This is a genomic window from Spirillospora sp. NPDC029432 (genome assembly GCF_040703975.1).
GTDB lineage: Bacteria > Actinomycetota > Actinomycetes > Streptosporangiales > Streptosporangiaceae > Spirillospora.
The window spans coordinates 21,669-31,256 of the sequence record NZ_JBEZWH010000087.1; the positions used below are offsets into that span (position 1 = coordinate 21,669).

Consider the following 9,588-nt stretch of genomic DNA (forward strand, 5'->3'; position numbering starts at 1 on the left):
ACGGTCGTTCCCGCGGGGGTCAGCGGGTCCGTGGGTCGAGAGCGTCACGCAGCCCGTCGCCGAAGACGTTGAAGGCCATGACGGTGATGAAGATGGCCACGCCGGGGATCACCACGAAGTACGGCGTCACCTGGTAGGTCTGGATGGCGGTGGTCAGCATGCCGCCCCAGGACGGGGTGGGCGGCTCGATGCCGACGCCGAGGAACGACAGCGCCGCCTCGAACAGGATGTTCGTCGGGATCATCAGCGTCGCGTAGACGAGGATCGGCGCGACCAGGTTCGGCAGGATCTCCCGCACGATGATGTACGGGCCCCGCGCCCCCATGCTGCGGGCCGCGTCCACGAACTCCCGCTCGCGCAGCGACAGCGTCTGCCCGCGGACGATGCGGCCGATGTACGGCCAGCTGAAGAACCCGATCACGAAGACCAGCACGCCGATCCGCAGCCCGTTGCCGGTGAGGCCGGCCATCCGGTCGGGGATGACGCCGACGATGGCGATGGCGAACAGCATCAGCGGGAAGGCCAGGAACACGTCCATGATGCGGGAGATGAGGCCGTCGACCCAGCCGCCGAAGTAGCCGGCGATCACGCCCATGGCGGTGCCGATCAGCGCCGCGACGATGGTGGCCAGGAACCCGATCAGCAGCGACACCCGCGCGCCGTACACGATGCGGCTGAACAGGTCTCGGCCGGTGCCGGGCTCGAGGCCGAGGAGGAACTGGCCGCTCATCCCGCCCATGGGCTCGTTCGGGGAGCCGAACGTCGGGTCCAGCAGCTCCTGGTGGTACTCGTTCGGCGGATGCCCCAGCAGCTTGACGATCAGCGGCGCGAACACGGCCATCAGGATCAGCACGACCACCAGCACGCCGCCGGTCATCGCCACCTTGTCGCGCCGCAGCCGGAGCCAGGCGATCCGTCCGAGCGAGCGGCCCTGGATGGCCTTGCTCTCCACTCCCGAGAGCACGGCCTCCGGCTGGGCCTCCTTGTCCGTCCCGGACACCTCGATCGGTGCGCCCACCCTCAGTACCTCCTACCCGTCGGCCACGCGTGACCGGTCGACCGTTCCCGGGGACGGAGATCGTCCGCCCTCCGTGCCCGTTACGCCGCGTTTGCTGGAGGGAAACCTAGTCGTTCGGGGACGACTGTCCATCCGTGGAGCGTGGTCCGCCAGTACCCGTTTCTGACTTGTGATCTCGCCGTCATCTCGGGCACACGCGATCCGCACAATGCATCGGCAAAGCGCCCGAATAGTACGTGGCCGGAAGGAGTGAAAGACAACAGCCATCCGGTCTAGACCGGGAAGCTTTACCGTAATGAGGCCGTTTCGAGACCGATCATGCGCAGGTCAGGGCGGTGCGGGCGCAAAAAGAAGGGCCGGAGCGGCACAGGATGCTGCTGTGCCGCTCCGGCCCCCGGCGGCTCCCGGGGCGGGAGTCGCGGGCAAAAAAGCGGTAAAAGATCGCGGGCGGCTACTTGATGCCGCGGTTCCGCAGGATCTCCTCGATCTCGGCCATCTCCGGGTCCGCGGCGGCCGGCCTCGACTGCTCCACCGCCCCCTTGGGCGCCCGGTCGCCGCCGGCGGCCCGGCGCTCCCGTCCCCCGCCGGCCGCGGCCTTCCCCGGCGCCGCGCCCGCGCGGCGGCTGAGCATGACGCCCGACACCAGGTACAGCAGGACGGCCACGCCCGCGATGGCGGCGCCGCCCCACTTGGCCGGGCTGAACGTGGCCAGGTCGACGAAGAACGCCGTGACCCCCGTCATGGTGGCGGCCACCGGCACCAGCGACCAGGCCGCGCCGCGCAGCCCCGACGCCGCGCCCCGCCGCCGGTAGACGCCCCAGCTGATGACCAGTCCCAGCAGGGTGATGCCCAGGCTGATCGCGAATATGGTCGCATCGGTCATGCCGGCCCCTCAATCTCGCATGGTGCTGCTTCCTCCATGGAAGCACGTGAGAGGCCGTTCCATGCTCCTCCGGGCGGACGGTTCCGGGCGCCGCCGCCTCCTCCTCCGGCGTGATCCCCACCCTGAGAACCCTGAGACCCGCCCGCCGGGGCGCCGGGGACGCCCGCAGCGGGCGCCTCGGACGCCCGGCGGGGCGCCCGGCCCACTGGACCTACCGGTCGGTATCGGAGCGGTCTCGGCCAGGTCACGGCCGTGCGGAGCGAGCTCCGGCGGCCCGGGCCGCCGCGCGGTCAGCCGGCCGCGGCGACCAGCCCGGCCAGCCTCTGAAGATCAACTTCTCGCAACGATCCGACGACGGTCCGGCCCGGCGCCGGGGGCACCGGGAGGACGTTCGGGACGGCGACGGTGACGCAGCCCGCGGCCTCCGCCGCGGCCACGCCGTTCGGGGAGTCCTCCAGGACCACGCACCGCTCCGGGACGGCGCCCAGCCGCGCCACCGCGGTCAGGTACGGCTCCGGGTCGGGCTTGGTGCGGCTCACCTCGTCCCCCGCGACGCTGAGGGCGAAGTGCTCGCGGCCCATCGCGTCCAGGGCGGGCTCAAGCAGCGCACGGTGGCTGGAGGACACCAGCGCGGCCGGGACGCCGGCGGCGCGGATCTCGGCCAGCAGCTCCTTGGCGCCGGGCATCATCGGCACGCAGGCGCTCAGCCGCTCCAGCATGGCGTCCATCATCCGCCGCCCGACCTCGGCGGGCGGGACGTCCGCGCCGGTCAGCTCCAGCATGTAGGCCACGGCGATGTCCAGCGAGCCGCCGACCAGGTGCTCCTGCTGCTCCTGGCTCCAGGTGCCGCCGAGCCACTCCATGGTCTCGGTCTCGGCCTCCAGCCACAGCCGCTCGGAGTCGACCAGCAGGCCGTCCATGTCGAACAGGACGGCCTGCAGGCCCTCTCCGGCCGGGCCGGTCTCCCGCACGGTCTCGCGCACGCGCGCACCCCTCCTCGGATCCCCCGAAAACAAGATCTTTCGAAGGACCGAGGATAGGTCACGTGTTGAAGTACTTCGCCTCCGGGTGGTGCACGACCAGGGCGTCCGCCGACTGCTCGGGGTGCAGCTGGAGCTCCTCCGACAGGCTCACGCCGACCCGCTCGGGCTTGAGCAGCCGTACCAGCTTGGCGCGGTCCTCCAGCTCCGGGCAGGCGGCGTAGCCGAAGGAGTAGCGGGCGCCGCGGTAGCCGAGCTTGAAGAAGTCCTCGACGTCGGCGGAGTCCTCGGCGCCGAAGCCGATCTCCGACCGGATCCGGGCGTGCCAGTACTCCATCAGCGCCTCGGTCAGCTGCACCGACAGGCCGTGCAGCTCCAGGTAGTCGCGGTAGGCGTTCTTGGCGAACAGCTCCCCGGTCGCCTCGGCGATCCTCGAGCCCATCGTCACGAGCTGGAACGCGACCACGTCGGTCTCCCCGGACTCGCGGGACCGGAAGAAGTCGGCCAGGCACAGGTGCCGGTCGCGGCGCTGGCGCGGGAAGGTGAACCGCTCCCGCTCCGAGCCGTCCTCGTGCAGCAGGACCAGGTCGTTCCCCTCGCTGACGGCCGGGAAGTAGCCGTACACGACGGCGGCCTCCAGCAGCCCCTCGGTCTGGATGCGGTCCAGCCACATCCGCAGCCGCGGCCGCCCCTCGGTCTCCACCAGCTCCTCGTAGGAGGGGCCGCCGGCGCCGCGGGCGGGCTTGAGGCCCCACTGGCCCATGAACGTGGCGCGCTCGTCCAGGAAGGCCGCGTAGTCGTTGAGCGGGACGCCCTTGACGATGCGGTCGCCCCAGAACGGCGGCGCGGGCACCTTGTTGTCGGCGGCCACGTCCGACCGGGCGGGCATGTCCTCGGGCTCGGTGACCTCGAAGCGGGCGCCGCGGGACTTCACCCGGCGCTCGCGCAGCGGCGGCAGCTGCGCGCCCTCCTCGCCGCGCTTGACGGCCATGAACGCGTCCATGAGCCGCAGCCCCTCGAACGCGTCGCGGGCGTAGCGGACCTCGCCGTCGAACAGCTCGGCCAGGTCCTGCTCGACGTAGGCGCGGGTGAGGGCGGCGCCGCCCAGCAGCACCGGCCAGTTCCCCGACAGGCCCCGGGAGTTGAGCTCCTCCAGGTTCTCCTTCATGATCACGGTGGACTTGACCAGCAGCCCGGACATCCCGATCACGTCGGCGCGCTCGTTCTCGGCGGCCTGGAGGATCGCCGACATCGGCTGCTTGATGCCGAGGTTCACGACCTCGTAGCCGTTGTTGGACAGGATGATGTCGACGAGGTTCTTGCCGATGTCGTGGACGTCGCCCTTGACGGTGGCCAGCACGATCCGGCCCTTGCCGCCGTCCTCGTCGGACTTCTCCATGTGCGGCTCGAGGTAGGCGACCGCGGTCTTCATGACCTCGGCGCTCTGCAGCACGAACGGCAGCTGCATCTGGCCGGACCCGAACAGCTCGCCGACCGTCTTCATGCCGTCCAGCAGCACGTCGTTGACGATCTCCAGGGCGGGCCGCTGGGTGAGGGCCTCGTCCAGGTCGGCGTTCAGGCCGTCCAGCTCGCCGTCCACGATGCGGCGCTTGAGGCGCTCCCACAGCGGCAGCGCGAGCAGCTCGGCGGACCGGTCGGCCTTCATCGCCGCCGTGTCGACGCCCTCGAACAACTCCATGAACGTCAGCAGCGGGTCGTACTCGCCCTGGCGGCGGTCGTAGACGAGGTCGAGGGCGACCTTGCGCTGCTCCTCGGGGATCCGCGTCATCGGCAGGATCTTGGAGGCGTGCACGATCGCCGAGTCCAGGCCGGCGTCGGCGCACTCGTTCAGGAACACCGAGTTCAGGACGATCCGGGCGGCCGGGTTGAGGCCGAACGAGACGTTCGACAGGCCCAGCGTGGTCTGCACCTCGGGGTAGCGGCGCTTGAGGCCGCGGATCGCCTCGATCGTCTCCAGGGCGTCCCGGCGGGACTCCTCCTGGCCGGTGCCGATGGTGAAGGTGAGGCAGTCGACGATGATGTCGCCGACCCGCATGCCCCAGTTGCCGGTGAGCTCCTCGATCATCCGGCAGGCGATCTCGACCTTGCGCTCGGCGGTGCGGGCCTGGCCCTCCTCGTCGATGCACATGACCACGATCCCCGCGCCGTGCTCGCGGACGATCGGCATCAGCTTGCGGAGCTTGGAGCCCTCGCCGTCGCCGTCCTCGAAGCTGACGGAGTTGACCACGGCGCGGCCGCCGAGCATCTCCAGGCCGGCCTCCAGCACCGGCGTCTCGGTCGAGTCGAGCACGATCGGCAGGGTGGCGGCGGTCGCGAACCGGAACGCCAGCTCCTTCATGTCCCTGACGCCGTCGCGGCCGACGTAGTCGACGCACAGGTCGATCATGTGGGCGCCGTCCCGCGCCTGGTCCCGGGCGATCTTGACGCAGTCGTCCCAGCGCTCCTCCAGCATCGCCTCGCGGAACGCCTTGGAGCCGTTGGCGTTGGTGCGCTCGCCGATGGCGAGGTACGAGGTGTCCTGCCGGAACGGGACGTGCTGGTAGAGCGAGGACGCGCCGGGCTCGGGGCGCGGACGGCGCTCGGCGATCTCGCGGCCGCGCACCCGCTCCACGACCTGGCGCAGGTGCTCGGGCGTCGTGCCGCAGCAGCCGCCGACCAGCGACAGGCCGAACTCGCGGGTGAAGGTGTCGTGCGCGTCGGCCAGCTCGCCGGGCGTCAGCGGGTAGTGGGCGCCGTCGGAGGTCAGCTCCGGCAGGCCCGCGTTGGGCATGCAGGAGATCCCGACGCGGGCGTGCCGGGCGAGGTACCGCAGGTGCTCGCTCATCTCGGCGGGGCCGGTGGCGCAGTTGAGGCCGATCAGGTCGAGGTCCAGCGGCTCCAGCGCGGTCAGCGCGGCGCCGATCTCCGAGCCCATCAGCATCGCGCCGTTCTGCTCGATGGTGACCTGGCCGATCAGCACGGTGCCCGAGCCGGCGGCGGCGATGGCGCGCTTGGCGCCGATCAGGGCGGCCTTGGACTGGAGCAGGTCCTGGCAGGTCTCCACGAGGATGGCCTGGACGCCGCCGTCGATGAGGCCCTCGGCGGTCCGCTGGTAGGCGTCGCGGAGCTCGGCGAACGTGACGTGGCCCAGCGTGGGCAGCTTGGTGCCGGGGCCGACCGAGCCGATCACCCAGCGGGGGCGGTCCTCGGTGGAGTACTCGTCGGCGACCTCGCGGGCCAGCCGGGCGCCGGCCTCGGCCAGCTCGTAGATCCGCTCGGTGATGTCGTACTCGCCGAGGTTGGCGAGGTTGGCGCCGAAGGTGTTGGTCTCTACGCAGTCGACGCCGGCGTCGAAGTAGGCCGCGTGCACCGCGCGCACGATGTCGGGCCGGGTGACGTTCAGGATCTCGTTGCAGCCCTCGTGGCCCTGGAAGTCGTCGAGGGTGGGGCCGGCGTCCTGGAGCATCGTCCCCATGCCCCCGTCGGCCACGACGACGCGTTGCTTGAGGGCCTGACGCAAGGAGTGCGAAGTGGGAGTGCTCATGGTGCCCCAGCCTAGCCAAGGCCCGCGGGCGCCCGTGCGCGCATCTCCCGGTACGAGGGCGCGGCCCCGTGACGGATGGGTCACCGGGAGGATAACGTGCCACCCTGCAACCTACTCCCCGGTAAGGAGCGGCATGAGCGCATACCGCACCATCCTCGTCGGCACGGACGGCTCGGACTCCTCGTTCCGCGCGGTCGACCGGGCCGCCCAGCTGGCCGCCGCCACCGGCGCCACGCTGCTGCTCGCCTCCGCCTACAGCCCGATGCCCGAGCGCGAGCGGCAGAGCGCCGCCGACCGGCTGGGCGACCTGGCGTACAAGGTCCAGGGCTCCACGCCCGCCGACGACGCGCTGCGGGCGGCCCGCGAGCGCGCGGTGGCGGCCGGCGCCAAGGACATCGAGCAGGAGGCCGTCGAGGGCGACGCGGTCGACGTGATCAGCAGGCTGGCCAAGGACCGCGCCGCCGACCTGGTCGTGGTCGGCAACCGCGGCCTCAACAGCCTGGCCGGCCGGATCCTCGGCTCGGTCCCGGCCAACCTCTCGCACCGCTCCCCGTGCGACGTGCTGATCGTGCACACCACCGACGGCAAGTGACCGCGGCGCCGCCCGGCGGCGAGATCCAATCGTGACCGCGCCCGTCCGCCGCCCCGTCCCGGTGAGGTCTGGGCGGCGGATCGGTGGGGTAGGTCCCCACTCAGGACGTAGGGTGTCAGCCACCGATCATGATCCCGGGCCCCCGACCCGGGAATGACGGCCCCCCGCGGTGACGCTGTACCCGACGTCGGAAGGAGGCAGCGCGTGGTCGAGCTGGAAAGCGTGCCGGAGCTCGTGAACCCGGTGCTCGTGGCCGCCTTTGAGGGGTGGAACGACGCCGGGGAGGCCGCCAGCGGGGTCGTCCAGCATCTGGAGTCCACCTGGGACGCGGTTCCGATCGCCGAGTTCGACCCCGACGACTACTACGACTTCCAGGTCACCCGGCCGCTCATCGAGATGAGCGACGGCGAGAGCCGCGGGATCACCTGGCCCACCACCCGGATCTCCTGGACCCGGCTGCCCTCGGGCCGCGACGTGGTCCTGGTGCACGGGATCGAGCCCAACATGCGGTGGCGGTCGTTCTGCCGCGAGCTGGTCGGGCTCATGCTGGAGCTGAACGTGCAGAACGTCGTCCTGCTCGGCGCGCTGCTGGCCGACGCCCCGCACACCCGCCCGGTCCCGGTCACCGGCGCCGCCTCCGAGGCGGGCCTGGTCTCCACCCTCAACCTGGAGCCGACCCGGTACGAGGGCCCCACCGGCATCCTGGGCGTCCTGCAGGACGCCTGCGCCAAGGCCGACCTGAGCACCGTGTCGCTGTGGGCGGCCGTCCCGCACTACGTCGCCCAGCCGCCCTCCCCCAAGGCCACGCTGGCGCTGCTGCGCCGCGTGGAGGACCTCCTCGACGTGACCGTCCCGCTGGGCGAGCTGCCCGAGGAGGCGCGCGCCTGGGAGAACGGCGTCAACGAGCTGGCCGAGGAGGACTCCGAGGTCGCCGAGTACGTGCGGACCCTGGAGGAGCAGAAGGACGCCACCGAGCTGCCCGAGGCCAGCGGCGACGCCATCGCCCGCGAGTTCGAGCGCTACCTGAGGCGCCGCGACGCCGGCTGACCCCCGCGCGCGCCCCGGGGAGGGGCCCTGTCCCGCACGCCCCAAGGGGCGTTTCCGGCATGTCGGGTCACGCGATGAACGGCGATCCCGCACGGGGCGACGCCGCCAGGTGATAGGTGTGGAGGCGGCGCGCTCCGCCGCCGGGGCGCGCTCGATCGATCATGCGTCCCGCCCGCCGGCGGCGCGCCGAGACCGGACCGAACCGGATCGAACCGGACCGAACTGGACCGAAAAGGAGCCCGTGTGCCGGAGGCCCAGCCGCTGCAGCCGCAGGACCCCAGGCGCCTGGGCGCGTACGGGCTGGTCGGCAGGCTCGGCTCGGGCGGCCAGGGCACGGTCTTCCTCGGCACCGGGCCGGGCGGCGAGCGGGTCGCGGTCAAGCTGCTGCGGGTGCAGTTCGACGACGACGAGACCGCGCGGGCCCGGTTCATCCGCGAGGCGTCCGTCGCCCGCCAGGTCGCCCGGTTCTGCACCGCCCAGGTCCTGGACGCCGACGTGGCCGGCGACAACCCGTACCTCGTCAGCGAGTACGTCCCCGGCCCGTCGCTGAGCCGCCAGGTCGCCTCGGCGGGGCCGATCACCGGCGGCGCCCTGGAGCGGCTGGCGGTCAACACCGCCAGCGCGCTGGCGGCCATCCACCGCGCCGGGATCGTGCACCGCGACCTCAAGCCGCACAACGTCCTGCTCGGCCCCGACGGCCCGCGCGCCATCGACTTCGGGCTGTCGCGGGTCCTGGACGCGGCCAGCGCCGTCAGCAGCCGGCCCGTCGGGACCCCGGCGTACATGGCGCCCGAGCAGGTGACCGGCGAGGACATAGGAGCGCCCGCGGACGTGTTCGCCTGGGGCGCGACGATGACGTTCGCCGCCACCGGGCGGCCCCCGTTCGGCGCGGACTCGATCACCGCCGTGATCTACCGCGTCCTGCACCACGAGCCCGACCTCGGCGACCTGGACGGCGACCTGCGCGCGCTGGTCGCCGCCGCCCTGGCCAAGGACCCGGCCGAGCGGCCCACGGCCGCGCAGGTCCTGCTGCGCCTGGTGGGCCACGACGACGCGTTCGCCCCGTCCGGCACCGCGGCGACCGCACCATCCTCGCCCGCCGCGGTCGGCGCGGTCGGCCCGTCCGTTTCCGACCCGCTCCTGGACGCCGGCTCGCCCGAGGCCCCGGCCGCCGCGGCGAACGGCGCGTCCCCGGACACGGCCCTGGAGACCGCCGGAGCCGAGGAGACGGCCGGGGGCGAAGGCAATGGCTCCACCGAGAGCACGCGGCCCGGGACGGGCTCCCGGGGCGGGCGGCGGCGCCGGCGGCGCGGCTGGATGCCCGCCGTGCTGGCGGCGGCCGCCATCGCCGTGGCCGCCGGCGGCGGGACCTACGCGGTGATGGCGCTGACCTCCGGCGGGAGCGGCCGGGGCGCGCCCGTCGCCCACCCCTCCGGGAACGGGTGCTCCTCGGCTCCCTGTCGGGCGGCACGGACCTGTGCACCGGGTTCGTGGGGCCGTCCGTGCTGCTGCCCCTGCGCGCGG

7 protein-coding genes are annotated in these 9,588 nt (G+C 72.6%); 3 read left to right on the top strand and 4 right to left on the bottom strand.

Annotated features, from left to right (window positions below; translation table 11 throughout):
- Window positions 1-19: 19 nt before the first annotated feature.
- The 4 genes from AB0881_RS37650 to metH all read right to left on the bottom strand — a co-directional run bounded on the left by AB0881_RS37650 (window position 20) and on the right by metH (window position 6,425).
- Window positions 20-1,018, bottom strand: coding sequence for an ABC transporter permease (locus tag AB0881_RS37650; protein ID WP_366625084.1), 999 nt, complete (start codon window positions 1,016-1,018; stop codon window positions 20-22).
- A 451-nt stretch (window positions 1,019-1,469) separates the two neighbouring features.
- Window positions 1,470-1,901: a hypothetical protein gene (locus AB0881_RS37655; protein ID WP_366625086.1), complete on the bottom strand. Its 432-nt coding sequence runs from the start codon at window positions 1,899-1,901 to the stop codon at window positions 1,470-1,472.
- Window positions 1,902-2,191: 290 nt separating this feature from the next.
- Window positions 2,192-2,884, bottom strand: a complete 693-nt coding sequence (locus AB0881_RS37660) for an HAD family phosphatase (RefSeq protein ID WP_366625088.1) — start codon at window positions 2,882-2,884, stop codon at window positions 2,192-2,194.
- Window positions 2,885-2,942: 58 nt separating this feature from the next.
- Window positions 2,943-6,425, bottom strand: coding sequence for a methionine synthase (gene metH / locus AB0881_RS37665; protein ID WP_366625090.1), 3,483 nt, complete (start codon window positions 6,423-6,425; stop codon window positions 2,943-2,945).
- A 133-nt stretch (window positions 6,426-6,558) separates the two neighbouring features.
- Here metH and AB0881_RS37670 point away from each other — a divergent pair, with 133 nt between their 5' ends.
- From AB0881_RS37670 to AB0881_RS37680, 3 genes are all read left to right on the top strand, one after another.
- The gene (locus tag AB0881_RS37670) at window positions 6,559-7,017 is read left to right on the top strand and encodes a universal stress protein (RefSeq protein ID WP_366625092.1); all 459 of its coding nucleotides are present in this window, start codon (window positions 6,559-6,561) and stop codon (window positions 7,015-7,017) included.
- A 204-nt stretch (window positions 7,018-7,221) separates the two neighbouring features.
- On the top strand, window positions 7,222-8,064 hold the full coding sequence (locus AB0881_RS37675; protein ID WP_366625094.1) for a PAC2 family protein: 843 nt from the start codon (window positions 7,222-7,224) through the stop codon (window positions 8,062-8,064).
- Between the two features lie 243 nt (window positions 8,065-8,307).
- On the top strand, window positions 8,308-9,588 hold a 1,281-nt coding region (locus tag AB0881_RS37680; protein WP_366625096.1), incomplete at its 3' end, for a serine/threonine-protein kinase.